The organism is Thalassovita sp. (genome assembly GCF_965218685.1).
Taxonomy (GTDB): domain Bacteria; phylum Pseudomonadota; class Alphaproteobacteria; order Rhodobacterales; family Rhodobacteraceae; genus Thalassobius.
This window is the reverse complement of the sequence record NZ_OZ244657.1, coordinates 2,298,494-2,324,233: the sequence shown is the minus strand read 5'-3', so window position 1 is coordinate 2,324,233 and position 25,740 is coordinate 2,298,494. Positions and strand designations below refer to the sequence as shown.

Genomic DNA, 25,740 nt, shown 5'->3' with positions numbered 1-25,740 from the left:
GCCCATGTTCTTTCGCTGGCTCAAACGCTATTTGCCCCGCGGTCTGTATTCCCGTGCGGCACTGATCCTGATCCTTCCGGTTGTCACGCTGCAGCTGGTGGTGTCGGTCGTGTTCATGCAGCGCCACTTTGAAGGCGTAACCCGGCAGATGTCGCAAACCGTCGCCCGCGAGGTGCAGATGCTTGTGGGCGAGCTGCCACCCGATCTGGCCGGCGCCGCGATCACCGCCCATCTGCGCCCCTTGTCCGACCCGCTTGAGATCACCGTTTTCCCACCCGGCACCACGCCCCCTGCCCCCATGGGCTTACGGCGGTGGTACGACATCACCGGGCTGTATGTGCAATCCAGCCTGTGGGAATCCCTGCCAGAGCTGGCAGGCATCTCTTTGCCTGATGATTACGACGCGCTTTTGTTCGTGGACACGCCGCAAGGGCAGATCGTGCTGCAACTGGACCGCGCGCGGCTGTCGGCTTCGAATGCGCATCAGCTGTTTGTACACATGGTGTTTTTTGGCGGGTTGATGACGCTGATCGCCTTTATCTATCTACGCAATCAACTGCGCCCCATCACCCGTCTGGCCCGCGCGGCCGAGGCATTCGGCAAGGGCCGCACCCTGCCCTATCGGCCCACCGGCGCCACCGAGGTGCGGGCCGCCGGTAATGCCTTTTTGGACATGCGCGCCCGGATCGAGCGCCAGATCGAACAGCGCACGCAGATGCTGTCGGGTGTCAGCCATGACATGCGCACCCCTTTGACCCGGCTGCGGTTGGGCCTGTCCATGCTGGATGAGGACGACGCGCAGGATCTGCTGCATGACGTGGATGATATGCAGCGGATGCTGGACGAATTTCTGGCTTTCTCGCGCGGGGCGGCCGAGGGCGATCCCGAACCCACGGACCCGTTGCAATTGGTGCGCGGCGTGGTCGAGGACGCCAAACGCTCTAACCAGGACGTGACCTTGATTGAGGCAACGGGCGAAGGCACCGTTCAGTTGAACCCTACGGCCATGCGCCGGGCCCTGTCGAACCTGGTGGAAAACGGTGTGCGTTATGGCGGGCGGGTCGAGGTTTCGGTGACGCTGACCGACAAATCCCTGCGTATCCGGGTCGAAGATAACGGCCGCGGCATTCCCCCCGAAGAACGCGAACACGCGCTAAAGGCCTTTACCCGGCTGGACAGCGCCCGCAACCAGAACCGAGGCGGCGGCGTTGGTCTGGGTTTGGCCATCGCCAACGACATCGCCCGCGCTCATGGCGGTGTGCTGCGCCTGGGCAGCAGCGAGACCCTTGGCGGCCTGAAGGCCGACATCGTGATCGCCCGTTAAACCGGGTGATCAGACCAGAACAATAGCTGCGATCACCCCGGCCCAGAACACCGCGGCCAGTATGACAGCCAAGCCCAGTCCGGCCCCCGGCGACCTTCGATCTTCCCTAGGTTGTTCGCTTTGGGCCTCTGAACCCTCACTGAACAAAATGTGGTGTAGTTCATCCATACTCATCCCTCAAGTGCATGAGGGAGAACACTCTCTCCCATAGGTAACATTCCACAAGATACATGTTGACGCAAGGTAAAGTTACCCATGCCCCTTATAATGAAGTTTTTCACCACTTCACACGCCCAGAACTTGGGCGTTCTGCCCATAGGTGGCACGACCATCGATTGGCTGCTGCATCACGTCTGAATGGCGGGAAAATGGTAGGCCCGGCAGGATTTGAACCCGCAACCAAAGCGTTATGAGCGCTCTGCTCTAACCGTTGAGCTACAGGCCCGCCTTGGCGTTGAATACGGCGCTGCGCGGGACCCGTCAAGCAGTGCGATCGCATCCGGCAATGACGCCACGACACCTGGCTTGTGACGCACCGTTCCCAAGCGCGCCGCCTAGACAAACTAAACCGATCGTTTCAGTTCACCCCCTGACAGTCCGCGCCACGTCAGGCGCCATGAGGAGGAAACCATGCTAGGTCAAATGATGCGCCAAGAGCTAACGATCAGCTCTTTGATTACCCACGCCGCCCGTTATCACGCCGACACCCAGGTCGTCTCGGTCGAGACTGACGGATCGGTGCGCCGCACCAGTTGGGGCCAGACCGAACTGAACGCGCGCAAGCTGGCCTCGGCGTTGGAAAACCGTGGGATTCAGATGGGTGACCGTGTGGCCACCATCGCGTGGAACAACCAGCGCCATCTTGAGATTTACTTCGGGGCCGCCGGCGCCGGTATGGTTTGCCACACGATCAACCCGCGCCTTTTCCCCGAGCAGTTGGTTTATATCATCAACCACGCCGAAGACCGCGTCCTGTTTCTGGACCGCACCTTCCTGCCGCTGGCGGCCAAGCTGGGCGCGCAACTGAAAACGGTAAAACACATCGTCCTGATGGGCCCGCGCGATGACGAGGCCGCCCAGATGGTGCCCGGCCTGCTGTTCTATGACGAGCTGATCGAGGAAGGCAGCGACGCCTATGGCTGGCCGCATGTGGATGAAAACAGCCCGTCCTCGCTGTGCTACACTTCGGGAACGACGGGCAATCCCAAGGGCGTGCTTTACACCCATCGTTCAACCGTGCTGCACTCGCTTGGTGGCAATCAGCCGGACACTCTGAATATCTCAGCCCGCGATTGCGTGATGCCGGTGGTCCCGATGTTCCACGTCAACGCCTGGGGCGTGCCCTATATGGCGCCGGCGGCGGGGTGCAAACTGGTGCTGCCCGGCCCAAATTTGGATGGGGACAGCCTGGTTAAACTGATCGACGACGAACAGGTCACGCTGGCGCTTGGCGTTCCGACGATCTGGATGGGGTTGCTGCAGGCGCTCAAGGCCTCGGGTTCGAGGGCTGACAGCCTGACACGTACGGTCATTGGCGGCTCGGCCTGCCCGCCCTCCATGATCCAAAGCTTCCGCGAGGATTACGGCGTCGAGGTTATGCACGCTTGGGGGATGACCGAAACCAGCCCCCTGGGCACGCTGAACACCCTGCTGAACAAGCACGACGCCCTGCCCCAGGACGAACAACTGAAGATCCGCGAGGGCCAGGGACGCCCGCCCTTTGGCGTCGAGCTGCGCATTATCGATGACGAGGGCCATGTCCTGCCCAACGACGGAGAAACCCAGGGCGAGCTGCAGATCCGCGGTCATTGGATCGTTGATACCTACTTCAAGGTGGAAAAATCCGCGCTGACCATGGACGGTTGGTTCGACACCGGGGACGTCGCAACCATCGAACCCAACGGCTTTATGATCATCCGTGATCGATCCAAGGACATCATCAAATCCGGAGGCGAGTGGATTTCCACGGTCGAGCTGGAAAACATCGCGATCGCGCACCCGTATGTGGCGAACGCAGCCGCTATTGCAGCCCGTCACGAAAAGTGGGATGAACGCCCCGTTCTGGTGGCCCTTCTGCATGACGGGGCCAGCGTGTCCGAGGACGAACTGATCGCCTTTTATGATGGCAAGATTGCCTCGTGGCAGGTGCCTGACAAGGTGATTTTCGTGGACGCGCTTCCAATTGGCGGAACTGGCAAGGTTTTGAAAAACAAACTGCGCGAACAGTTTGGAGAGGTGCTGATCAACGCTGTTCAAGCCTGATCTCACCAACTCTGGCCCCGGCAAAGCCCACCTTTGCCGGGGCAAATTTTCCCTGATTCAGATGTGATGCAGATCGGCAGTTTCTCCCCTTTACCCTGCGCTGTTCGGCAGGGCATTTTTCCGTGAACTATTGATGACTACGGACATGTCCATGACCTGTTTTTCGACCCGCCACCCCGGGTTTTTCGGCATAATTCGGCCCCTTTCCCGTCACCTCGCATCCCTCTGGGCGCCCATATTTTACGTTAGAATGGGTCTGTAACCAGTTCCTGCGCGGGGGTTTTCCCCGCGCGCGTTGTGTGACGATCAAGAAAGGAGCCAGCCTATGGCACAGACCCAGCACCCTCAGCCCGCCAAGCCCGCGTCCGGTTCAAAACCTGCACCCAAGCCCAGCAAGGAACCGCAGCAGGCCAAGCCGATCTTCACGGATTTCGCCAGCATCTGAGGGCCGAAAGAGACTGATGACAGAGCCCCGCGCGCCGCGTAAGTTGCGGCCATGAGCAGCCCTGTTTCCACAATTCGCAACCTGGGCCCCGCCTCGGATGCGTCCTTTGCCCGAGCGGGCATTCATTCGGCCGAGCAACTGCGCGACATGGGGGCCGATGCCGCCTATGCCCAACTGATGGCCCATGGCACCAAACCGCATTTCATCGGCTACTACGCGCTGGTGATGGGCCTGCAGGGCCGCCCCTGGAACGATTGCCAGGGCGCCGAGAAAGACGCCCTGCGCGCCAAGTTCGACACGCTGAAAGCCGCCCGGTCCCCGGACAGCAAAAAGGGCCGCTCGAAACTCGAAGCGGCCCTTGATGAAATCGGTGTGATCGAGCGGAAGGCTTAGCCCACCAGCTCCAGACCCGAGAAGAAGTAAGCGATTTCGACAGCGGCGGTTTCCGGCGCGTCCGAACCGTGGATCGAGTTTTCACCCAGCGACAGAGCGAACTCTTTGCGGATGGTGCCTTCGGCGGCTTCGGCCGGGTTGGTGGCGCCCATGACTTCGCGGTTTTTCAGGATGGCGTTTTCGCCTTCCAGAACCTGAACGACGATCGGGGCCGAGGCCATGAATTCGCACAGCTCGTCATAGAAGGGACGCTCTTTGTGCACTTCATAGAACACGCCAGCCTGAGCTTTGGTCATGTGGATGCGTTTCTGGGCAACGATGCGCAGGCCAGCGGCTTCCAGCTTGGCGTTGATCGCGCCGGTCAGGTTACGGGCGGTTGCATCGGGTTTGATGATCGAGAAGGTGCGTTGGATGGCCATGGGGCGCGCTCCTGTTCTAAAATGATTAATCCTGGCCCGCCTCTAGCACGCGTTCGCATAGGGATAAAGAGCTTTCCTGCCCACACGCATTCGGACATTGACAAGCCCCCCGGCACTGGTCCACTGCGGGGCCATGTTACGGATCGAAGACCTGCACTATTCAATCGACGGCCGCCCCATTTTCGAAGGGGCCAGCGCCACCATTCCCACGGGCCACAAGGTTGGCCTGATTGGCCGCAATGGCGCGGGCAAAACAACGTTGTTCAAGCTGATCCGGGGGGATCTGCATCTGGACAGCGGCGTAATCCAAATCCCGGCGCGCGCCCGTATTGGCGGCGTGGCGCAAGAGGTGCCCGGAAACGAGGTCAGCCTGCTGGATACTGTTCTGGCCGCTGATACCGAGCGCGCCGCCCTGATGGCCGAGGCAGACACCGCCACCGACCCTGCCCGTATTGCAGACATCCAGACCCGCCTGGCCGATATCGACGCCTGGTCGGCCGAGGCGCGGGCCTCTTCGATCCTGCGGGGTTTGGGATTCGATGCGGAAGAACAGAAAATGCCCTGCAGCGCCTTTTCCGGTGGCTGGCGGATGCGTGTGGCCCTGGCCGCCGTGCTGTTTGCCCAGCCTGATTACTTGCTGCTGGACGAACCGACGAACTATCTGGATCTCGAAGGCGCTTTGTGGCTGGAAAACTATCTGGCCAAATATCCGCATACCGTGATCATCGTCAGCCACGACCGCGAGCTGTTGAACCGGGCCGTTGGGGCAATCCTGCATCTGGAGGGGCGCAAGCTCACCTATTACACCGGTCCCTATGACCAATTCGTGCGTCAACGGACTGAACAACGGGCCGTGCAGGCCGCGCAGGCCAAGAAACAAGAAGCCCGCCGCGCCCATCTGCAGTCCTTTGTCGATCGCTTCAAAGCCAAGGCGACCAAGGCCAAACAGGCGCAATCGCGTGTGAAAATGCTGGAAAAGATGGACGTGATCCGCGCGCCAGAGGACGCGGCGCGAACCGTCTTTAGCTTCCCCGAGCCTGAACCCCTGTCGCCCCCCATCATCGCGACCGAAGGCGCGAGCGTTGGTTATGATGGCACGCCCATTCTTAAGCGACTGAACCTGCGGATCGACCAGGACGACCGGATCGCCCTGTTGGGCAAGAACGGTCAGGGCAAGTCCACGCTGGCCAAGCTGCTGTCGGACCGGCTGCCTGTGATGGAAGGTCGGATTACACGCTCGTCCAAGCTGCGGATCGGGTTCTTCGCTCAGCATCAGGTCGATGAATTGCACGTTGATGAAACGCCCCTGCAACACATCCAGCGCGAGCTGCCCGGACAAACTCCGGCCAAGCTGCGCGCCCGTCTGGCCGGGTTTGGCCTGATGGCCGAGCAAGCCGAAACCGTGGTCGGCCGCCTGTCTGGCGGGCAAAAAGCGCGCTTGTCCCTGCTGTTGGCAACCCTGCCCGCGCCGCATTTGCTGATCCTTGACGAACCGACCAACCACCTGGACATCGAAAGCCGCGAGGCGCTGATGGAGGCGCTGAACACCTATACCGGCGCGGTGGTTCTGGTCAGCCACGACATGCATTTGTTAACCATGGTGGCGGACCGGCTGTGGCTGGTCAAAGACGGCGCCGTTCAGCCCTATGACGACGATCTGGCCGCCTATCGCAAAATGCTGCTGCAATCTGATAGGCCAGCGAAAGCCGAAAAACCCAAGCCCACCGCCCCGCGCAAGAAAGCCACGCGCGACGAAGTCATGGCCCTGCGCGCCGACGTGCGCAAATGCGAGGCGCGGATCGAGAAGCTGAACGAGATGGACGGCAAGCTCCAGACCCGCCTGTCCGATCCCAGCCTGTTCGCAGAACGCAAAGGCGAGGCCATCGTCCTGCAAAAGAAATACGCCGAGCTGCAAGAGGCATTGGCGCGTGCGGAATCGCTGTGGATGCAGGCGTTGGAGAAGCTGGAACAGGCTGAAGGAAGTTAAATTAATACATAAGCTGCACGATTTAATATGTTGTTATAATTATTTTATTCAGGCCATTAAACTCACTTCAATATCCGCTGGCGACAAGGCCGGCGCCCAGCTAGCATAGCTCTATGGATACTGCTTTTCTCATCACCGGGTTCGTCACGCTTTTCGTAATTATCGACCCGATCGGCCTGACCCCGATGTTCGTTGCGTTGACGCAAGGGATGCCCAGGCCAAAACGACGATCCATTGCCCTGCGCGGTGTAATCGTCGCTTTTTTCGTACTTTGCATGTTCGCCCTGTTCGGCGAGGCCGTGCTGAGCTTTGTTGGCATCTCGATGCCAGCCTTTCGCGTTGCCGGTGGTTTGTTGCTGTTCCTGACGGCGCTGGACATGCTGTTTCAACGCCGCACAAAACGGCGCGAGGATCAGGCAGAAGAGGACGATCACAGCGATGACCCGTCGGTTTTCCCTTTGGGTATCCCGCTGATCGCGGGCCCCGGCTCGATCGCAACGGTGATCCTTTTGTCCGGTCAGATGCCCGGCTGGTTAGGGCTTTCGATGACGCTGGGGATCACATTTGCGGTGCTGGTCATCGCCTTCGGCCTGTTTCTGACCGCCGACTGGCTGGAGCGCGCCCTGGGCAAGACGGGTATCAACGTTGTGACGCGTCTGTTGGGTATGCTTCTGTGTGCGCTGGCGGTGCAGTTTGTTCTGGACGGGCTGACTGCCTTTGGGATTGCGGGCTAGGTCTGTAAACCACGCCGCACGGACCTATATCTAAAACAAGCGGCAACAGGAGAGCATCATGGACAATTGGGAAGTTGGGCGGTTGGCCTATCTGGTCCTGTTGCTGGTTGCCGTTGCCTCGTGGTTTTTCACGCAGCGGCGCGGCAGCCTGTCCAAACTGCTGCAACAGGCGATGATTTGGGTGTTTCTGTTTCTGGGCGTGGTCGCCGCGGTCGGTTTGTGGGGGGACATCCGCCGCACTGTCCTGCCACAACAATCGGTGATGAGCACCGGCCAAATCGTCCTCCCGCGCGCGCCGGACGGGCATTTCTATCTTGTGGCTCAGGTCAATCAGGCTCCGATCCGTTTCGTGGTGGATACTGGCGCCTCGGGCGTGGTGATGACGATCGAGGACGCCAAGCGCGCCGGGTTGGAGCTGGATCAACTGGCATTCGTCGGCCAGGCCATGACAGCGAACGGACCCGTCAGAACAGCACGCGTCGTGCTTGAGGATTTCGCCGTATCCCCTTACAATGACAGCAATATTCGCGCTTGGGTGAACGAGGGCGAAATGGAAACCTCGCTTCTTGGGATGAGCTATCTGCAGCGGTATTCGAAGATCGAGATGACACCCGAATCGCTTGTGTTAAGCCGATAAGCGGGGCGTCATCGTGCCCTATTTCTCGGCCTTTTTCTCCCATCGACCTGACTCTTCCGACCAATACTGCGCCTTGCATCCCGCATCCGTCAGAGATTTCCATTGGACACGGGCGTGCTGGACCGCCTCGTCGTCGGTGCCATCGAAAATCACACAGACACGCTCCATCTGCGTGACCTCTTCGGGGCTGACCGGGGCGCCGTCAACGGCCATCAGGCATTGAGGATCATTCGTTGCCGGCCCGGTGGTTAAAAGCACCGGCTGCAACGCATCATGCTGACCACCGGCCAGACCGTGCGGCAGGAACCCGTCATCGGGCCCCAACCACAGTTTCTGGTCCAGCCATTCCATCCGGCCGGGATCCTGCCCGCGCACCGCCACTGTCCATCCGGCCTGACGCGACTTGGTCAGCAGCATAGGCAGCGTGGCCTCAAGCGGTTGCCGCGTCAGGTGATAGAAATAGACAGCGCCCACGGCGATCAAGCCTCGTCTTTGGGTTCATAGACGTCCTGCACCAGACGGTTCAGGGCCAACACGCCCCAACCAGTCGCGCCTTTGGGCGCCAGCGTAGTCGGGGTTTTGACCAGAGCCACCCCAGCGATGTCCAGATGGATCCAAGGGGTTTCGTCCTTGACGAAGCGTCTGAGGAACTGCGCTGCGGTGATCGACCCGGCAGGACGGCCAGCGCTGTTCTTGATGTCGGCGATGTTGGACTTGATCATGTTGTCGTAGGCTTGGCCCATCGGCATCCGCCACGCGCCTTCACCCTCGGTCTCAGCGGCCTTCAGGAAGTTGCGGCAGATCACATCATCATTCGAAAAGACGCCCGCGTTTTCATGCCCAAGCCCGACGATGATCGCGCCGGTCAGCGTGGCCAGGTTGATCATTCCTGCAGGCTCGAAGCGCTCCTGTGCGTACCAAAGCACGTCGGCAAGAACCAGGCGGCCCTCGGCGTCGGTGTTGATCACCTCGATCGTGTCACCCTTCATCGAGGTCACAACATCGCCCGGACGGGTTGCATTGCCCGAGGGCATGTTTTCCACCAGCCCGACCAGGCCGACCACGTTGGCCTTGGCTTTGCGCATGGCCAGGGTTTTCATCACGCCGGCCACAACGCCCGCGCCGCCCATGTCCATGGTCATCTCTTCCATGCCCGCCGACGGTTTCAGCGAAATCCCACCGGTATCGAACACAACGCCCTTGCCGACCAAAGCCAGCGGCGCCTCGTCACCGCCGCCGTTCCATTGCATCACCACCACTTTGGACGGGCTGTCCGAGCCCTGCCCCACGGACAAAAGGCTGCCCATGCCCAGCTCTTCTAGCTTGTCTTCTTCCAGAACCTCGACCTGCAGCCCCAGTTCGCTGAGAGCGTCCAGACGGTTGGCGAATTCAGTGGTCGTCAGATAGTTCGCGGGCTCGCTGACCAGATCGCGGGTAAAGAACACCCCCTCGGCGATAGCATTCAGGGGCGCGAAACGCTCGGCCACCTCGGTGGGGGTGCTGACCATAAAGGTCACGTCCCCGGCGGCCTCGGTCTCGGCGCTTTTGCGGGCGGTGAAGGCGTAGGCGCGCAAGGAAATCCCCAGCGCCAGCTCCTCGGCGCGGTTGATGTTGTTGCACAGAACCAGCAGAGGCTTGTTGCCCTTGGCGGCCCCGATCGCGGCACCGGATTTGCGCACTTCGGGGGATTTGGCACCCTTGTCCAGCTTGACCACGTCAATCGCTTCGGCAGCCATACCAACGGGCCAGCTGATCGACTTCATCTCGCCCGGCTTCATCTTTTCGAACGCTTCCGAGCCGATAAAGCGTTTCAGTGCGCCCTTGCAAAGACGGTTCACGCGGGCCGCGCCAGCATGCAGATTGCCCCGGCTGCCCAGAACCACGGCTATGCGGCCCTCGGCCTCGGCGATTTTTTCGATATCCGTCTCTGCAAAATTTACGCTTACGGGGGTGGTCATGCGGCTTCCTTCCAAAACTGGTTTGGACAGAGTCCTAGCGTGACCTTGCCACCTTGACCAGATAGCAGTTTTCCCCCGGCACCGGTTGGGGTAACACTGCCGGGTAAATGTCATTCCCGGGGGGGTATTTTGGCCAGATTCGACAGATACATGCTGTCACAGCTTTTGGTCCTGTTCGGATTCTTCTCGCTGGTGCTGGTGTCGATCTATTGGATCAACCGGGCCGTACGCCTGTTTGACCGTTTGGTCGGTGACGGCCAGTCGGCAATGGTGTTTCTTGAATTCACCGCCCTGACCCTGCCCAACGTGATCCGCATCGTACTGCCGATGGCGGTGTTTGCGGCCTCGGTCTATGTCACCAATCGCCTGAGCAACGAATCTGAACTGGTGGTGATGCAGGCCACTGGCTTCAGCCCGTGGCGGCTGGCGCGGCCCGTGGTGTACTATGGGCTGATTGTCGGGGTGATGATGACCGCGCTGACGCATTTCCTGGTGCCCGCCAGCCTGTACCAGATGCAAAACCGAGAGGCCGAGATCGCCGAGAATGTCACCGCAAGATTGCTAAGCGAAGGGACGTTCCTGCATCCGGCCGACGGCGTGACCTTCTTTATCCGCCAGATCACACCCGATGGAACGCTGGAAGACGTCTTTCTTTCGGACCGGCGCAAACCGGACAGCGCGCAGACGTTCACGGCCACACGAGCGTATCTGCTGAACCAGAACGATAAGGTCAAACTGGTGATGCTGGATGGCATGTCGCAAAGCTTTACCCGTGACGGCGATCGGCTGTTCACCACCCATTTCGATGATTTTTCCTATGACATCACCGCGCTGATCCGCGCTTCGGAAGATCGGGTGCGCGGCATCCATCAGGCCAGCTCGTGGGATATGCTGCTGCACCCCGAACGCGTGGCCGCCACCTCGCAAGAACAGGTCGGGCGGGTGATTGTCGCCGTGCATAACCGGTTTAACCAGGCCTTCTTGTGCCTGGCCGCCGCAATGATCGGATTTTCGACCTTGCTGTTGGGGGGCTTTTCCCGTTTTGGGGTCTGGCGTCAGATCGTGGCCGCGCTGGTGCTGCTGGTGGTCATCAAACTGATCGAGGGCCTGTCCGCAGATGCCGTGGAAACCGCGCCCGAGATGTGGCCGCTGGTCTATGCGCCCTCGGTTGCGGGGATCGCGATGGCGGTGTTGATGCTGGCCTGGGCCGGACGGTCCCGCCGCGCCCGCACTGCCCTGCCGGAGGCCGCCGCATGACGCTGTATTTCTATTTCGCCCGCAAGTTCACCGTGATTTTCCTGGGCATCCTGGGTGTTTTCTTCATGCTGATGGCGCTGATTGACCTGGTCGAGCAGATCAGCCGATTTTCCGCAAAGGGCGTGTCGCTGTCGCAGATTTTTGAACTTACTTTGCTGAACGCACCCAAGTCGATCTATGACATCCTGCCGCTGGTGATGATCCTGTCCACGGTCTCGCTGTTTCTGGGCCTGTCGCGCTCGTCCGAGCTGGTGGTTGCACGGGCGGCGGGGCGATCGGCGCTGCGCAGTCTGATCGCGCCGGTCAGCGTGGCCGCCGTAATCGGGGTGGTGGCGGTTGGTATGGCCAATCCCATCGTGTCGGTGACCTCGAAACGCTATAACGACCTTTATGATGGATACCGCAGCGAGGGCACAGATGTTCTGTCGATCAGCTCCGAGGGGCTGTGGCTGCGCCAGGGCGGCAGCGAAGGGCAAACAGTGATCCGGGCCAGCCGCGCCAATTCCGATGGCACGGTCCTGTACGATGTCACCTTCCTGGCCTATGCCCCCGAGGGCGGCCCCGTCCGCCGCATCGAAGCGCGCAGCGCAACCCTGACCGACGGGTCATGGACGCTGAGCAATGCCAAGGTCTGGCCCCTGACGGCAGGTCTGAACCCCGAGGGCAGCTCGGCCGAGCATGAGACGCTTTCACTGCCGTCAACACTGACGCTGGACCGGATCAAGGACAGTTTTGGCACGCCCGGCGTGATCTCGGTCTGGGATCTGCCGCAGTATATTTCACAGTTACAAGAGGCCGGGTTTTCCGCCCGTCGGCACGCCGTCTGGCTGCAAATCGAGCTGGCCCGTCCCCTGTTCCTGATCGCCATGGTGCTTGTGGCCTCGGCCTTTACCATGCGCCACACGCGATTTGGCCATACCGGCATCGCGGTGCTGGCTGCGATCATGCTGGGCTTTGGCCTGTACTATATCCGCAACTTTGCGCAAATCCTGGGTGAGAACGGTCAGCTTCCGGTGATGTTGGCGGCCTGGGCACCACCCGTGGCATCGGTACTGCTGGCGATGGGCATTCTATTGCACATGGAGGACGGATGAGCCGGTTTCTGACCCTTCTGAGCCTTCTGTTCATGACGCTGGCCAGCGCCGTTCTGGCGCAGGACCGCGCGGCTGTTCTGCTTGCCGATAGCGTACGTCTGGACGGGCGTGACCGCCTGATCGCCGAGGGCCATGTCGAGGTGCTGCACGGTCAGACACGCTTGCGCGCCAGCCGGATCGAGTTTCACCGCCCCACAGAAAAGCTGACCATCGAGGGCCCGATCGTCATGAACGACGGAGACCGGACAGTGATCCTGGCCGGCTCGGCGGAATTGGATCGCACCTTGGAAAACGGGTTGCTGCGCGGGGCACGTATGATCATGGATCAACGCGTGCAACTGGCCGCGGCGCAGCTGGATCGCTCGGGGGGGCGATACACGCAGCTGTACAAGGTGGCCGCGACCTCGTGCCGGGTTTGCAACGACAACACCCCACCGGTCTGGCAGATCCGCGCCAAACGCACCATCCATGATCAGGAAGACCGCCAGCTTTACTTTGAAAACGCCCAGTTGCGCGTGCTGGACGTACCGATCCTTTGGCTGCCGCGCCTGCGTCTGCCCGATCCGTCCGTCCGCCGCGCCACCGGTTTTCTGATCCCTTCGTTCAATCAAACCTCGGATCTGGGGTTGGGGGTGAAGATCCCATATTTCATCCGCTTGGGCGATCACCGTGACCTGACACTGACGCCGTTTTTCTCGGCCCAGACCAGCACGTTGGAGTGGCGTTATCGACAGGCCTTCCGGCGCGGCAAGATCGAATTCAACGGCGCCCTTAGTGATGACAGTCTGCAGTCCGGCCAAATGCGTGGCTTTGTCTTCGGCGAGGGCCTTTTTGCGCTGAAAAATGATTATCAGCTTAGTTTCAACGTCGAGGCCGTGACCGATCGCGCCTATCTGCTGGACTATGACTATTCCGACAAGGACCGGCTGGAGAGCGAGATCGCCCTGACCCGCACCAGGCGTGACCAACATCGCCGGCTGGCTCTGGTGGCCTATCAATCGTTGCGCGATGGCGAAGATAACTCGACCATTCCCACGGTGATCGTGGACGCCGAGCAAAGCCAGCGATACTTCCCTGCCCGACTGGGTGGCGAGCTGCGGCTGACGCTGGATGCGCACACCCATTACCGTTCGTCCAGTTTGACGACGGACGGGACAGACAGCGATCTGTGGGGCGACGGGCGGGACGTCACGCGGGCCCAGGCCTCGGCCAAGTGGTTGCGCAACTGGATGCTGCCCGGCGGCGTGCGGGCCGAATTCATGGCCGGTGCGGATATCGATGCATTCTGGATCAATCAGGACAGCGTTGCCAGCGTCGATCAGGACGTGGCGCTGACACCGCAGTCCACGCTGACCCTGCGCTGGCCATGGTTAAAGACCACGGCCACAGGGGTGGTCCACGTAGTGGAGCCTGTGCTGATGCTGGGATGGGTTGGCGGCAACAGCCTGGACCTCCCCAACGACGAAAGCACCCGCGTCGAGTTTGACGAGGGAAACCTGCTCAGCCTGTCCCATTTCCCCGCCCCCGACCGCCGCGAGCGTGGCGCTGCGGGCGCGATCGGCATCACCTGGACCCGCAATGCGCCCTCAGGGTGGAGTTCGGGACTGACCCTGGGTCAGGTTCTGCGCGAGGACGCCGATGCGGCATTCTCGGTCAGTTCGGGATTGACGGGGGTGACCTCGGACCTGCTGGTGGCCGGGCAAATCCAAACAGGCAAGGGGCTGGGCCTGACCGCACGCACCCTGCTGGGCAATTCGCTTGAGGTCCACAAGGCCGAGGCGCGTGCAGGCTGGCAACGAAACGATTCTGCCCTGGGCCTGTCCTATGTCTGGCTGGGTGCGGATGCCGACGAGGACCGTACAAACACCGTATCGGAATGGGCGCTGGATGGCTCTCATCGGTTGGGGCGTCATTGGACGGGAACCGTGGATTGGCGCTATGACATTGCGGGGCACCGCTCGACACAGGCGGGACTTGGCCTACGCTATCTGAATGAGTGTATCGAAATGAACGTCAGCCTCTCGCGCCGCTTCACATCATCGACTATCGTTGAACCGTCGACCAATTTCGGGTTTACCGTCAGTCTGAAGGGGTTTAGCGCCAAGAAGACGGACCAAAGCTATGCCCGCAGCTGCAGGAACTAAGGGATGAAGACCATTACAATGCGCCGAATAATTCTTGCATGTACCACAGCCGGAATGATGGCCTGTGCCGCCGTTTCCGCTCAGGCTCAGGGGCTGTTTTCCCCGGCCATCCGCGTGAACGATCGCGCCATCACCTATTACGAGCTGGAACAGCGCCAGCAAATGCTGGAGGTTTTGAACCCCCGTGGTGATGCAGTCGCCGAGGCACGCCAGCAACTGATCGAGGACCGCCTGAAACTTGATGCCGCCGCCCAGATGGGTCTGCGCGTCGAGGACGAGGAAATGACCAAAGGCTTGGCGGAATTCGCCGGACGGGCAAACCTGTCCGCCGAACAGTTCAAAACCATGCTGCAAACGAACGGTATCGCGCAGGAAACCTTTGACGATTTCATGTATGCGGGCTTGGTCTGGCGCAACGTGGTCAGCGCGCGTTTCTCTGCGCGCTCGGTCATCAGTGACGCGGATATAGATAAGGCGCTGCAGGCGATGGCCTCGAACAGCTCGGCGCAGGTGCTGCTGTCCGAGATCGTGATCCCCATGCCCGAGGGCAAAGAACAGCTGGCCATGGAACTGGCCGAGGAACTGGCGCAGGCCTCCTCGATCAAGCAATTTTCCGAGTTTGCACAGCGCTTTTCAGTCTCGAATTCGCGCTCTAAGGGAGGAAAGCTGGACTGGACCGCAGTGACCAAGCTACCCCCGCCGCTGCAGCCAATCATCATGGCGCTAAATCCCGGTGACGTCACAGATCCTATTCCGCTGCAGGGCGCCATTGCGCTGTTCCAACTGCGCGACATCGCCGAAAGTGCCTATCGCGCGCCGCAGACTGCCGCGCTGGAATATGCGACCTACCGGATTGCCGGGGGCCGTTCGCCCGAAGCACTGGCCACGGCGCAAGCCATTATCGACGACACCGACACCTGCGATGACCTTTATGGCCATGCCAAGGGCCAACCAGACGAGGTTCTGACCCGCTTTACCCAGAAACCCGGTGAGGTGCCCCGCGACATCGGTATCGAGCTGGCCAAGTTGGACAAGGGCGAGTTTTCGACCAACCTGACGCGCAATGATGGCCAGACTCTGATGCTGGTGATGCTGTGCGCGCGCACCCCGGTTCTGTCCCAGGATGCCTCGCGCGAGGAACTGGCCGCGCAGCTGCGCAACCAGCGTTTGACGGCATTGGCCGACGGGTACCTACAAGAGCTTCTGGCCGACGCCCGGATCATCGAGGAATGAGCCTTCCCATCGCGCTATCGTGTGGCGAACCGGCGGGGGTCGGTCCCGAAATTGCGGCCTCTGCCTGGGGTAAGCTGCGGGAAAACCTTCCCTTTTTTTATATCGGGGATGCGCGTCACCTGCCCGCTGGCACGCCGCATCACGTGATCTCGGATCCGTCGGAAACGGCGCAGGCAGCCAGGACCGGCCTGCCGGTTCTGCACCATCCCTTTGCCGCCCCCGCCACGCCCGGGCAGCCCGATCCGGCCAATGCTCAGGGCGTGATCGACGTGATCGCTCGCGGGGTGAAGCTGGTGCAATCGGGTCAGGCCAGCGCTTTGACCACTGCGCCGATCCATAAAAAAGCGCTGAAGGACGGCGCGGGCTTTGCTTATCCCGGTCACACCGAATACCTGGCTGCTTTGGGCGGCGTTAAGAGTGTTGTAATGATGCTGGCCTGCACGCAACTGCGCGTGGTGCCGACAACCATTCATGATGCGATTGCCGATGTTCCCAAGCTGTTGACGGCCGATCTGCTGGAACAAACCATCCGCATCACCCACGCCGCCTTGATCCGCGATTTCGGACTGTCCAGCCCCCGTCTGGCCGTCGCGGGCCTGAACCCTCATGCGGGCGAAGGCGGCGCGATGGGCACAGAAGAAATCACTTTGATCGCCCCTGTTCTGGACACCTTGCGCGCCGAAGGGATGCAGATAGACGGGCCCCGGTCCGCGGATACGATGTTCCACGCAGCCGCCCGTGCGGGCTATGACGCGGCGATTTGCATGTATCACGATCAGGCGCTGATCCCGATCAAAACGCTGGATTTTGCAGGCGGTGTGAATGTCACGCTGGGCCTGCCCTTTATCCGAACCTCGCCCGACCATGGCACCGCCTTTGACATTGCGGGCAGCGGTCAGGCGGACCCCAATTCGCTGATCGAGGCGCTAAAACTGGCCGCCCAGATGGCGGACGCACGAAAGGCCACAGTATGAGCGGCATCGACTCTCTTCCTCCGCTGCGCCAGGTGATCGAAGACCACGGCATCGCGGCCAAGAAATCGCTGGGGCAGAACTTTTTGCTGGATCTGAATCTGACCGCAAAGATCGCCCGCCTTGCTGGTGATCTGTCCCAATGCGATGTGCTTGAGATCGGCCCCGGCCCTGGCGGTCTGACCCGCGGTCTGCTGGCCGAAGGCGCGCGCAAGGTGCTGGCGATCGAAAAAGACAGCCGCTGTATGCCCGCCCTGGCCGAGATCGGCGCGGCCTATCCCGGCAAGCTTGAGGTGATCAACGGTGACGCCTTGGAAGTGGACCCGCTGGCCCATCTAACGCCACCGATCCGCATCGCGGCCAACCTGCCCTATAACGTCGGTACCGAGCTTCTGATCCGGTGGCTGACGCCAAAGGAATGGCCGCCGTTCTGGTCCTCGCTGACGTTGATGTTCCAAAAAGAGGTGGCGCAGAGAATCGTCGCTCAGCCCGGATCCAAGGCCTATGGCCGTCTGGCGATCCTGTCGCAATGGCGCACCGATACGCAGATCGTGCTGCACCTGCCGCCCGAAGCGTTCAGCCCTCCGCCCAAAGTCCATTCAGCGGTGGTGCATTTGACCGCTTTGCCTGAACCTCGTTTCCCGGCCGATGCGAAGACGCTGGAACGCGTGGTCGCCAAGGCCTTTAATCAGCGCCGCAAGATGCTGAGGGCTGCCCTGAAAGGCATTGCCCCCGATCTTGAGGACCGCCTGATCGCGTCTGGGATCAAGCCGACGGACCGGGCTGAAACCGTGTCGCTGGAACAATTCTGCGCGCTGGCCCGCAACATCAAGGCATAAAAAAAGCGGGTCACATGGACCCGCGTTTTCTTATTCGGTTGTCTCGGCTGCCGGTGGCGGGGTGTCTCCGGTGTTTTCCGGAGTGACGTCTGCCGACGCGGGCTTCTTAGGCCGCGGTTTGCGCGGATTGCGCGCGCGCTTTGGCTTGTCCTCGGGTGCTGCGGATTTGCTTTCGGGCGTTTCCACAAGACCTGCGTCACCGGCATCGTCAGACATGTCGAACGTGTCGGGCTGCGGTCCTTCACCGGCCGGTTTTTCGACCTGTTCAACGGCTTCACGCTCTTGACGGGCGGCGCGTTCACGGTCGCGTTCGGCCTGACGTTCGCGGTTCTGACGCTCTTGCTCTTCGCGTTTGGCCTCTTGCTCGCGCTGCGCTTCGGACAGCATACGCAGATAATGCTCGGCGTGCTGCTGGAAGTTTTCGGTGGCCACGCGGTCGTTGGCCAACTGGGCGTCACGCGCCAGCTGATTGTACTTGTCGATGATCTGTTGCGGGGTGCCGCGAACTTTACCCTCGGGACCGCTACTGTCGAACACGCGATTGACGATGTTCCCGACCGAGCGGTTATTGTTGCGGTTCGACTTAGACCGCGAGCGGCTTTTTGAAGATCTCATATTCCTGCTATCCAGCCCTGAATATCGTAGCGTTGCCCTCGCCCGGTGCCTCTTGCACCTTGAAAACTGACGAGATCACAACATTTTTGGCTTGATGTCGAAAGGGACCGCGCCAGAGTTGAACCGAGTGCATCCACCGTATCGACAGGTCCTGAGTAAAGCGTAAAGGGGCACAAGCACAAGGGCATTCGGATCAGTTTTCCCAAGATTCGGGAAAAAAGTGGGTCTGACCTGCGTGTTTTCAGCCGCGTGTGGCCACAAGGACGCGGTCGCGCCCATCCAGGTCGGTCTGAATGCCGACATCAGCCCAGCCAGCGTGGGCAAACAGCGCGGACACATCCGGCCCCTGTTTCCAGCCGATCTCGCACAGGATGCGGCCTTGGGGCACCAAATAATCCCGCGCTTCGGCCGCCAATATGCGGTAGGGGTCCAGCCCGTCGCCCCCCGGTGTCAGCGCCATATGCGGGTCATGGTTCAGCACCTCGCGCGACAGATCGATCATTTCTTCGTCAGAAATGTAGGGCGGATTCGACACGATCAGATCGAACACGCCATCGATTCCGCTGAACCAATCGCTTTGCAGAAATCCGGCGCGGTCCAGGACACCCAGATCGCGGGCGTTCGCTTCGGCCACCTGCAAGGCTGCCTCGCTCAGATCGCCGCCAATCCCGGTGGCCTGGGGCCGTTCGGCCAGCAGGCTGATCAGGATACAGCCCGAGCCGGTGCCCAGATCCAACACTGTTTCAAACGGCTGCGTCAGCGCCTCGGCCACCAGAATTTCTGTCTCGGGGCGGGGGTCCAGAACGTCTGCGGTCACGTTGAACCTGCGGCCAAAAAAATCGCGATAGCCACGGATCATCGAGGTCGGCTCGCCTGCGGCGCGGCGCTTGCAATAGGTTATCGCGCGGTCGTATGTGGCCGCGTCCAGCTCGTCATGCGTCATCAGCACAAGCCGTTCATGCGGCACGCCCATCGCGTGGGCCAGCAGCAGACGGGCCTCGCGCGCAGGAGTGTCGATCTGAGCGTTTGCCAAGATCTCGGCCAACGCGCGTAGCGCCTCTTGGATGCGCATTTATCCGTCCATCTCGGCCAGTTGCGCGGCCTGATGTTCAGCTGTCAGCGCGTCGATAATCTCGTCCAGATCGCCCTGCATCACCTGATCCAGCTTATAGAGCGTCAGGTTGATCCGGTGATCAGTCATGCGGCCCTGCGGGAAATTATAGGTCCTGATCCGTTCGCTGCGATCACCCGAGCCCACCTGCGCCTTGCGGTCGGCCGAGCGTTCATCATGCACCTTCTGCCGCTCCATGTCGTACAGGCGCGCGCGCAGCACGTTCATCGCGATCTCGCGGTTGCGGTGCTGGGATTTCTCCGAGCTGGTGACAACAAGCCCCGTGGGGACGTGAGTGATGCGCACCGCCGAATCCGTGGTGTTGACGTGTTGCCCACCCGCCCCCGAGCTGCGCATCGTGTCGATCCGCAAGTCATTGGGGTTGATTTGGATATCCACGTCCTCGGCCTCGGGCAGAACGGCGACGGTGGCCGCCGAGGTATGAATGCGCCCGCCGCTTTCGGTTTCGGGCACGCGCTGCACCCGGTGCACGCCGCTTTCGAATTTCAGCCGGGCAAAGACGCCGTCACCTTTGACATGAGCGGTGACTTCTTTGATGCCGCCCAACTCGGTTTCCTGCATTTCAAGGATGTCGAAGCTCCAGCCATGGGTTTCTGCATAGCGCTGGTACATCCGCAGAAGATCGCCAGCGAACAGCGCGGCCTCGTCCCCGCCGGTGCCGGGACGAATTTCGATCATCGCGGGGCGCGCATCGGCGGCGTCTTTCGGCAAAAGCGACAGTTGCAGCGCCTTTTCAGCGTCAGGCAGGGCAGCGCGCAGGCCTGGCAGCTCTTCCTCGGCCAGATCCTTCATTTCAGGATCATCCAGCATCGCCTCGGCTTCTGCGATATCGTCCAGAAGGCGGCGATACCCGTCGATCTGCTCGACCACGGGGCGCAGCTCGGCGTATTCGCGGCCAAGGGCCGCAATGTCCCCGCCCCCTTCGGCCATCTTGGCCTCAAGAAATTGGAAGCGTTGGGTAATCTGCTGGAGCCGGTCAATGGAAATCATGCTGGTTCCTTGCCCTGTTGGCCGGGTTTGGTCAAGCCCCGCCCCTGTGCTAAGATGTGGCCATGCGAGCGTTACTGGCCTTGATCCTTTTGACCGGACCTGCCTTGGCGGATGCCAATATCGGTGGGAAAACGGTCGATTGCTATTGCACCGACACGAATGGTGGCCGCGTCGAACTGGGCCAGACCATTTGCCTGTTCGTTGACGGGCGTATGTTCATGGCGCAATGCCAGATGTCGCTGAACGTGCCCATGTGGCGCGAGGTGGCCGAAGGCTGCGCCAGCTCATCCCTTGGACAAAGCCTGCAGCCATCCCTCGATCCGGGCCTTGTTGACGCCAACATCTGAGCGCCCAAACCGCGAGCGGCCCACAATGGCGATGCCGTCGTCGCGCAGCTCGAGCGTGGTGTAATCAGGAAACCCCCACAGCGCCGAGCGGGTGACATAGGTCACTCTGGAATCGGTCGCCGATCCGGCCAGAACTTTTGTACGGGGCGTGGCGCGGATTATTCCGTCCAGCGCGCCAAAGACCTCGGCATCGCCCGGAATGACCCGCAAAGCGCCGGATTTAAAGTCCTTGTCCGCAGAGCCATTAATCGGCTGGTGCCATTTTGCCGGATCGCTGGGCGCCAAACGCACGTAAAGGCCGATGCCGACCACCAGAACCACAATTACCCACAGCCAATTCATCGCGCGCATCCCCTGCTTGGTTTCCCTCGCACAGTTGGGACGTGGCGCGCCGGGGTCAAGCCTGACGGCGCGTCCAGGCCCAAAGGCAGATCAGTTCCATCGCGACATGCGCGCCCGCCACGGCAGTGGCGCCGGTGGTGTCATAGGGCGGGCTGACCTCGACGACATCCCCGCCAACCATGTTGATCCCGGCCAGATCGCGCAGGATTATGGCCGCCTGCCCGCTGGACAGACCACCCCAGACGGGTGTGCCGGTGCCGGGCGCAAACGCCGGATCCAGACAGTCGATATCGAAGGTCACATAGGTCTGATGATCGCCCACGATCTGTTTTACGCGGCGGGCAACCTCGGCGGGGCCTTGCTCGTGCACGGTGCGCGCGTCGATATAGTTCATCCCGCAATAATCATCGCATTCCGTCCGAATCCCGATCTGAACCGAGCGTTTGGGGTCTACCAACCCCAGCTTCACTGCCTTGTACATAAAGGTTCCGTGGTCGATCCGGTCCATGTCGTCATCGGCCCACAGATCGGAATGCGCGTCGAACTGAATGACGCTGAGGGGGCCGTATTTCTCGGCATAGGCTTTCAGGATGGGCAGGGTGATGAAGTGATCCCCCCCCAAGGTAACGGTGCCCACGCCCCCAGATAACAGCGTCTGGAAATGCTGCTGAATCGCTGCGGGCGTGCCGCTGACATTTGCATAGTCAAAGGCCAGATCGCCATAATCGATGATCGCGAACTCGCCCAGCGGATCGAACCCCCAGCCATAGGGCGGATCATAGGGTTGCAGAGTGCTGGCCTCGCGGATGGCACGCGGACCCATGCGGGTGCCGGTTCGGTTGGTTACTGCCTGGTCAAAGGGCACGCCGGTCACGGCCAGATCAACGGCGGTCAGGTCCTTGGTGTATTTGCGCCGCAGGAACGAGGTCGCCCCGGCAAAGGCGTTCTCATAGCTCAGCCCCTTCAGGTCCTCGCGGGTGAACGCTGCGTCGATCTGCTTTTTTGCGTCTTCCAGTGCCATTTTCCGACCCCATTCAATTTGATCAAATTCTACCGCGCCGCTGCACAGGGTCAAGCCCGGTGATGGCTGGACTCTGCCGCCGCGCCGCGCCAGTCTGCGCTCGACCAAACGACCCTACTCCTGCAACCGGAGCCCGCGATGCCTGATACCGACCTTATTCACAACCCCAAGGGCGGGATGCCGCGCCTGCTGGAAATCATGCGCTGCCTGCGGGACCCGGACAATGGCTGCCCTTGGGATATCGAACAGGATTTCAGCACCATCGCCCCCTATACGATTGAAGAGGCCTATGAGGTCGCCGATGCAATCGAACGCGAGGCCTGGGACGAGCTAAAGGGCGAGCTGGGCGATTTGCTGTTCCAGTCGGTTTTTCACGCCCAGATGGCCAGCGAACGTGGGCTGTTCACCTTCGATGAGGTCGCCGACACCATGTCTGACAAGATGGTCGCGCGACACCCACATGTGTTCGGCGACGAAAACCGGGACAAGTCGGCCGAGCAACAAACGCGCGATTGGGAGGCGATCAAGGCCGCCGAACGGGCGGGCAAACAACAGACCGGCACTCTGGATGGGGTGGCGGTGGGTCTTCCGGCGCTGCTGCGGGCTTATAAACTGCAAAAACGCGCTGCGCGGGTGGGATTCGACTGGCCTTCGACCGATCAGGTCATCGACAAGATCGCAGAAGAAGCCGCCGAACTGCGCGAAGCGCGCGACGAGTTGACCCAGGCCGAAGTCGAGGAAGAATTCGGCGATCTGCTGTTCGTGATGGCCAACCTTGGCCGCCATCTGGGGGTCGAGCCCGAAGCCGCATTGCGCGCGGCGAACGCAAAATTCATCAAGCGGTTTCAAGGCGTTGAAGAAAAACTTTCCAAGATAGGAAAACGCCCCGAGGATTCAGACCTCGAGGAAATGGATGCCCTGTGGGATGCCGTGAAAGCCGAGCAGCGCTGAACACCGCAATAAGCCGATTTTTTTAATCAGGTATTGACCTGAGTAATTTTGTCGAGTTAAACGCACCCCAGATAACGTGCCAACACCCGAGGACAAAATGTTCGTCAAAGCCAAAACTCTTGTCGCCAGCGCCCTGGTGGCCCTGACCGCCGCCCCTGCCATGGCGGCCGAGCAAGTCAACGTCTATTCCTACCGTCAACCCGAGCTGATCAAGCCGCTGACCGATGCCTTCACCGCCGAAACCGGGATCAAGGTCAACGTGGCCTATCTGGCCAAGGGCATGGTCGAACGTCTGCAAGCCGAGGGCAAACGCTCGCCGGCCGATCTGGTTCTGACCGTCGACATCTCGCGTCTGAGCGCCGTGGTCGAGGCCGGGCTGACCCAGCCCGTGCAATCCGAAGTTCTGGATGCCAACGTCCCTGCTGCCTATCACGACCCCGAAGGCCACTGGTGGGGTCTGACCACCCGCGCCCGTATCGTCTATGCCAGCAAGGATCGCGTCGCGCCCGGCGAAGTGACCACCTATGAGGATCTGGCCGACCCCAAGTGGCAGGGTCGCATCTGCACCCGCTCGGGCACCCATGCCTATAACGTCGCCCTGACCGCCGCAGTACTGCATCACCTGGGCGAGGACGGCACCAAGACCTGGCTGGAAGGCGTCAAAGCCAACCTGGCCCGCAAACCGCAAGGCAACGACCGCGCGCAGGTCAAGGCGATCTGGGCCGGTGAATGCGACATCGCCATCGGCAACACCTACTACATGGGCAAGATGCTGAAGGACGAAGAACAACAGGCCTGGGCCAACTCGGTCAACGTGGTGTTCCCGACCTTCGACAACGGCGGCGCACATGTGAACATCTCGGGCGTGGCGATGACCAAACACGCACCGAATGAAGATAACGCGCTGAAACTGATGGAGTTTCTGACTTCACCCTCCGCTCAGCAGATCTATGCGACCGCGAACTTTGAATACCCGATTGCGCCCAACACTCCTGCGGACAATCTGGTGCAAAGCTGGGGCAGCTTCACCGCTGACGACGTCAACCTGATGGAGCTGGCCAAGCTGCGTCCGGCTGCCCTCAAACTGATCGAGCAGGTCGATTTCGACGGCTGATCCGGCCAGCATCCGAACAACGGGCGCCCCTGGCAACGGGGGCGCCTTTTTTATTGCAGCGGCGCCCCGCTCAAACACCGGCCCAGACTGGACAACCGAGCAGCGCTATAGCAGGGTCGCCCCAACCCAAGGAGCGCCCATGACCAAGCATCGCATCATCATCGATACTGACCCCGGACAGGACGATGCGGTCGCTATCCTGCTGGCACTGGCCAGCCCCGAAGAGATCGAGGTTCTGGGCATCACCGCCGTCGCGGGCAACGTCCCGCTGGAGCTGACGGCCCTGAACGCCCGCAAAGTCTGCGAACTGGCCGGACGGCCGGATGTGCCGGTATATGCTGGCTGTGATCGTCCTTTGGGGCGCGATCTGGTCACCGCTGAGCATGTGCATGGCAAAACCGGTCTGGACGGACCCGTGTTGCCCGACCCGCAAATGCCCTTGCAGCCGCAACACGGGGTGGATTTCATCATCGACACCCTGCGCCGGGAGCCAGCTGGCTCGGTCACGCTGTGCCCTCTGGGGCCACTGACAAATATCGCCATGGCCTTTGAGAAAGCCCCCGATATCGTCACCCGCCTGCGCGAGATCGTGCTGATGGGCGGCGCCTATTTCGAGGTGGGAAACATCACGCCCACCGCGGAATTCAACATCTACGTGGACCCTCAGGCCGCGCGGATCGTTTTCCGCTCGGGCGTGCAGATCACGGTGATGCCGCTGGACGTGACGCATAAGGCGCTGGTCACCAAACCCCGCAACGATGCCTTTCGCGATCTGAACACCCCCGTCGGCGTGGCGGTCGCTCAGATGACCGACTTTTTCGAGCGTTTCGACAAGGAAAAATACGGCAGTCTGGGCGCGCCTTTGCATGACCCCTGCGTTACCGCCTATCTGGTAAAGCCCGAGCTGTTTTCAGGACGTCATATCAATGTCGAGATCGAAACCACGTCCGAGCTGACCATGGGCATGACCGTCGCAGACTGGTGGCGGGTTTCAGGCCGTGAACCCAATGCGCTGTTCATGGGGGACATTGACGCTGACGGGTTCTTTGCCCTTCTGACCGAAAGGTTGGCCCGCCTGTGACCGCATTGCATATGGCCCGACCGCAGGACGCCGAACGCCTGTTACCCCTTGTCGCCGCTTTTCACGCTGAAATGGGCCTCCAATCAACCGAGCCCGACCGCATGGCCGGGATCACTCCGCTGCTAGAGGGGTCACCTCATGGGGTTGCTTACCTGATGGGGCCGCAGCGCGCGCCGATTGGCTATGTGGTCATCTGTTTCGGCTGGTCGGTCGAATTTGGCGGTATGGACGGCTTTGTGGACGAACTTTATGTCCGCCCCGGCGTGCGCGGTCGTGGCATCGGCTCGGAGGTGCTGAACCAACTGGCCAAAGCCCTGTCCGAAGCGGGGATGCGCGCCCTGCATCTTGAGGTCCGCAAGGACGATGGAAAAACCCGCCGGTTCTATGAAAAGCTGCGTTTTGCTGCGCGCGAAGAATATGTCCTGATGACACGGCGCAGCTAGGCTTGTC

Annotated in this window: 25 protein-coding genes and 1 tRNA gene; 17 read left to right on the top strand and 9 right to left on the bottom strand. The window is 61.0% G+C overall.

All coding sequences use genetic code 11. The features are described from left to right. Positions 1-4: 4 nt before the first annotated feature. Positions 5-1,324 carry an ATP-binding protein gene (locus tag ACOQOQ_RS11520; protein WP_420567131.1) on the top strand — a complete coding sequence of 440 codons (1,320 nt, stop codon included), beginning with the start codon at positions 5-7 and terminating at the stop codon, positions 1,322-1,324. 369 nt (positions 1,325-1,693) lie between these two features. Here ACOQOQ_RS11520 and ACOQOQ_RS11515 read toward each other — a convergent pair. After that, positions 1,694-1,769 (bottom strand) — tRNA-Ile (locus ACOQOQ_RS11515). Between the two features lie 185 nt (positions 1,770-1,954). Here ACOQOQ_RS11515 and ACOQOQ_RS11510 point away from each other — a divergent pair. Continuing rightward, positions 1,955-3,586, top strand: coding sequence for a long-chain-fatty-acid--CoA ligase (locus tag ACOQOQ_RS11510; protein WP_420567130.1), 1,632 nt, complete (start codon positions 1,955-1,957; stop codon positions 3,584-3,586). Positions 3,587-4,082: 496 nt separating this feature from the next. After that, a complete protein-coding gene (locus ACOQOQ_RS11505; protein WP_420567129.1) occupies positions 4,083-4,424 on the top strand; it encodes a TfoX/Sxy family DNA transformation protein in 342 nt (113 codons plus the stop codon). Here the strand turns inward: ACOQOQ_RS11505 and ndk are convergent. After that, on the bottom strand, positions 4,421-4,843 hold the full coding sequence (gene ndk, locus ACOQOQ_RS11500; protein WP_420567128.1) for a nucleoside-diphosphate kinase: 423 nt from the start codon (positions 4,841-4,843) through the stop codon (positions 4,421-4,423). The genes ACOQOQ_RS11505 and ndk overlap by 4 nt on opposite strands. A gap of 133 nt (positions 4,844-4,976) precedes the next feature. Here ndk and ACOQOQ_RS11495 point away from each other — a divergent pair, with 133 nt between their 5' ends. The 3 genes from ACOQOQ_RS11495 (at position 4,977) to ACOQOQ_RS11485 (ending at position 8,201) form a co-directional block, all read left to right on the top strand. After that, on the top strand, positions 4,977-6,830 hold the full coding sequence (locus ACOQOQ_RS11495) for an ABC-F family ATP-binding cassette domain-containing protein (protein WP_420567127.1): 1,854 nt from the start codon (positions 4,977-4,979) through the stop codon (positions 6,828-6,830). A gap of 113 nt (positions 6,831-6,943) precedes the next feature. After that, complete coding sequence (locus ACOQOQ_RS11490; protein ID WP_420567126.1) at positions 6,944-7,564, top strand: MarC family protein; 621 nt, start codon at positions 6,944-6,946, stop codon at positions 7,562-7,564. A 58-nt stretch (positions 7,565-7,622) separates the two neighbouring features. Beyond that, a complete protein-coding gene (locus tag ACOQOQ_RS11485; protein ID WP_420567125.1) occupies positions 7,623-8,201 on the top strand; it encodes a retropepsin-like aspartic protease family protein in 579 nt (192 codons plus the stop codon). An 18-nt stretch (positions 8,202-8,219) separates the two neighbouring features. Here the strand turns inward: ACOQOQ_RS11485 and ACOQOQ_RS11480 are convergent, their stop codons facing one another. Then, on the bottom strand, positions 8,220-8,675 hold the full coding sequence (locus ACOQOQ_RS11480; protein ID WP_420569766.1) for a DNA polymerase III subunit chi: 456 nt from the start codon (positions 8,673-8,675) through the stop codon (positions 8,220-8,222). A gap of 5 nt (positions 8,676-8,680) precedes the next feature. Continuing rightward, positions 8,681-10,159: a leucyl aminopeptidase gene (locus ACOQOQ_RS11475; RefSeq protein ID WP_420567124.1), complete on the bottom strand. Its 1,479-nt coding sequence runs from the start codon at positions 10,157-10,159 to the stop codon at positions 8,681-8,683. A gap of 150 nt (positions 10,160-10,309) precedes the next feature. Between ACOQOQ_RS11475 and lptF the strand changes: the two genes are divergently transcribed. The 6 genes from lptF to rsmA are packed head-to-tail and all read left to right on the top strand — an operon-like array spanning position 10,310 to position 17,697. Beyond that, positions 10,310-11,416 (top strand): LPS export ABC transporter permease LptF, encoded by a 1,107-nt coding sequence (lptF, locus tag ACOQOQ_RS11470; protein WP_420567123.1) that lies wholly within the window; start codon positions 10,310-10,312, stop codon positions 11,414-11,416. Then, entirely contained in the window at positions 11,413-12,510 is a 1,098-nt protein-coding gene (gene lptG, locus ACOQOQ_RS11465; protein ID WP_420567122.1) for an LPS export ABC transporter permease LptG, read from the top strand. Before lptF ends, lptG begins: the two co-directional genes overlap by 4 nt. Then, the gene (locus ACOQOQ_RS11460) at positions 12,507-14,654 is read left to right on the top strand and encodes an LPS-assembly protein LptD (protein ID WP_420567121.1); all 2,148 of its coding nucleotides are present in this window, start codon (positions 12,507-12,509) and stop codon (positions 14,652-14,654) included. Before lptG ends, ACOQOQ_RS11460 begins: the two co-directional genes overlap by 4 nt. 3 nt (positions 14,655-14,657) lie before the next feature. Continuing rightward, positions 14,658-15,887, top strand: coding sequence for a peptidylprolyl isomerase (locus tag ACOQOQ_RS11455; RefSeq protein WP_420567120.1), 1,230 nt, complete (start codon positions 14,658-14,660; stop codon positions 15,885-15,887). After that, on the top strand, positions 15,884-16,861 hold the full coding sequence (gene pdxA, locus ACOQOQ_RS11450) for a 4-hydroxythreonine-4-phosphate dehydrogenase PdxA (RefSeq protein WP_420567119.1): 978 nt from the start codon (positions 15,884-15,886) through the stop codon (positions 16,859-16,861). Before ACOQOQ_RS11455 ends, pdxA begins: the two co-directional genes overlap by 4 nt. Further along, on the top strand, positions 16,858-17,697 hold the full coding sequence (gene rsmA / locus ACOQOQ_RS11445) for a 16S rRNA (adenine(1518)-N(6)/adenine(1519)-N(6))-dimethyltransferase RsmA (protein ID WP_420567118.1): 840 nt from the start codon (positions 16,858-16,860) through the stop codon (positions 17,695-17,697). The genes pdxA and rsmA overlap by 4 nt, the downstream gene beginning before the upstream one ends. A gap of 30 nt (positions 17,698-17,727) precedes the next feature. On the opposite strand, the gene ACOQOQ_RS11440 is transcribed toward rsmA, so the two are convergent. The 3 genes from ACOQOQ_RS11440 to prfA all read right to left on the bottom strand — a co-directional run bounded on the left by ACOQOQ_RS11440 (position 17,728) and on the right by prfA (position 20,434). Continuing rightward, the gene (locus ACOQOQ_RS11440; protein ID WP_420567117.1) at positions 17,728-18,312 is read right to left on the bottom strand and encodes a DUF4167 domain-containing protein; all 585 of its coding nucleotides are present in this window, start codon (positions 18,310-18,312) and stop codon (positions 17,728-17,730) included. A 241-nt stretch (positions 18,313-18,553) separates the two neighbouring features. Then, positions 18,554-19,384 carry a peptide chain release factor N(5)-glutamine methyltransferase gene (gene prmC / locus ACOQOQ_RS11435; protein WP_420567116.1) on the bottom strand — a complete coding sequence of 277 codons (831 nt, stop codon included), beginning with the start codon at positions 19,382-19,384 and terminating at the stop codon, positions 18,554-18,556. Next, a complete protein-coding gene (prfA, locus tag ACOQOQ_RS11430) occupies positions 19,385-20,434 on the bottom strand; it encodes a peptide chain release factor 1 (protein ID WP_420567115.1) in 1,050 nt (349 codons plus the stop codon). 62 nt (positions 20,435-20,496) lie between these two features. Here prfA and ACOQOQ_RS11425 point away from each other — a divergent pair, with 62 nt between their 5' ends. Further along, positions 20,497-20,781, top strand: a complete 285-nt coding sequence (locus ACOQOQ_RS11425; RefSeq protein WP_420567114.1) for a hypothetical protein — start codon at positions 20,497-20,499, stop codon at positions 20,779-20,781. Here the strand turns inward: ACOQOQ_RS11425 and ACOQOQ_RS11420 are convergent. After that, positions 20,719-21,123 (bottom strand): DUF1499 domain-containing protein, encoded by a 405-nt coding sequence (locus tag ACOQOQ_RS11420; RefSeq protein ID WP_420567113.1) that lies wholly within the window; start codon positions 21,121-21,123, stop codon positions 20,719-20,721. The two genes, ACOQOQ_RS11425 and ACOQOQ_RS11420, sit on opposite strands and share 63 nt — an antisense overlap. A gap of 55 nt (positions 21,124-21,178) precedes the next feature. Further along, a complete protein-coding gene (gene speB / locus ACOQOQ_RS11415; protein ID WP_420567112.1) occupies positions 21,179-22,144 on the bottom strand; it encodes an agmatinase in 966 nt (321 codons plus the stop codon). A gap of 138 nt (positions 22,145-22,282) precedes the next feature. Between speB and mazG the strand changes: the two genes are divergently transcribed. From mazG to ACOQOQ_RS11395, 4 genes are all read left to right on the top strand, one after another. Beyond that, positions 22,283-23,095 (top strand): nucleoside triphosphate pyrophosphohydrolase, encoded by an 813-nt coding sequence (gene mazG, locus ACOQOQ_RS11410; protein WP_420567111.1) that lies wholly within the window; start codon positions 22,283-22,285, stop codon positions 23,093-23,095. Between the two features lie 97 nt (positions 23,096-23,192). Continuing rightward, positions 23,193-24,209, top strand: a complete 1,017-nt coding sequence (locus ACOQOQ_RS11405; protein WP_420567110.1) for a Fe(3+) ABC transporter substrate-binding protein — start codon at positions 23,193-23,195, stop codon at positions 24,207-24,209. Between the two features lie 139 nt (positions 24,210-24,348). Further along, entirely contained in the window at positions 24,349-25,290 is a 942-nt protein-coding gene (locus tag ACOQOQ_RS11400; protein ID WP_420567109.1) for a nucleoside hydrolase, read from the top strand. Next, entirely contained in the window at positions 25,287-25,733 is a 447-nt protein-coding gene (locus ACOQOQ_RS11395; RefSeq protein ID WP_420567108.1) for a GNAT family N-acetyltransferase, read from the top strand. Before ACOQOQ_RS11400 ends, ACOQOQ_RS11395 begins: the two co-directional genes overlap by 4 nt. The last annotated feature ends 7 nt before the right edge of the window (positions 25,734-25,740 follow it).